Below are 976 nucleotides of genomic sequence, written 5' to 3' on the forward strand. Positions count from 1 at the left end.
TCTCTCATAGATTTTATTCCATAAAAGTCTTTTAAAAATACCAGTTTAAATAATACAACAGGATCTAGACTATTTCTCCCTGTCGTATGGCTATAGTATTTTTCTGTTAAATCATAAATAAATTTAAAATCGATAGCTTTATCTACTTTTCTTAAAAAATGGTCTTTAGGTACTATTTCTGATAGTGTCATTAGTATTATTTCATCTTTTATATTTTCTACTTTATTAAACATACTAAAACCTCCTTTGTATACTTATATTATACCATTTTAAAGGTTTTATTTCAGTTAAAAAAGGCTGTTGACTTATTTGTCAACAGCCTGAAAAATACAGAATTTTTTAATTAAAATTCTGTATTTTTTATTGATAAAGTAGATGACATAATATGTAATATATTTGTAATTAAGTGGTAACTGTGCAGTAATGGAAAAAATGTATAATGTATAATGATTTAAAAGATATATTAAAAGAAAAATTAGTATAGGAGATTGGAAATAACTATGAAAAAGAATTTGAAAATGGGATTAGGAATTTTAACAGTATTAGCGACACCATTTGCAGTAGATGCTGCTACTGGATCTAGTGAAGCTCATGCAGTACAAGTTAAAGAAACGACTAAAAAACAAGTTGTTACAACAACAAAACAAACAGAAAATACAAAGAAAACAGAAAATCCTAAAAAAGAAGATGTTGCTAAAAAAGATACATCAAAAGAAAAAACGACTAGCTCTGCAAAAACAGTATCAGGTAAGTCTCAAGCTCCTGTAACTAACGCTGCAGAAAAGAAAACAGGTTGGACATCAAATGGAACATACTATGTAAATGGTAAGTTAGCAAACTGGTGGTATGACGATGGAAAAGACTGGTATTTCTTCCAAAATGGTAAAAAACATACGGGAGAAGGAAAAGATAATGCAGGTAAACATTATTTTGCAAATGGTAAATATGCTAATGGTAATGTAAATGGAACATATTA

The 976-nt window shown here is 27.9% G+C and carries 2 pseudogenes; one reads left to right on the plus strand and one right to left on the minus strand.

Annotated elements, in window-relative coordinates:
• Positions 1 to 233 (minus strand): annotated as a pseudogene (locus tag T369_RS0108455) (IS5/IS1182 family transposase); the annotation flags it as partial.
• Positions 234 to 500: 267 nt separating this feature from the next.
• Between T369_RS0108455 and T369_RS09450 the strand changes: the two are divergent.
• Positions 501 to 976, plus strand: a pseudogene (locus T369_RS09450) (hypothetical protein); the annotation flags it as partial.

Origin of the sequence: Gemella sanguinis ATCC 700632 (genome assembly GCF_000701685.1) — a bacterium.
Classification (GTDB): Bacteria; Bacillota; Bacilli; order Staphylococcales; family Gemellaceae; genus Gemella; species Gemella sanguinis.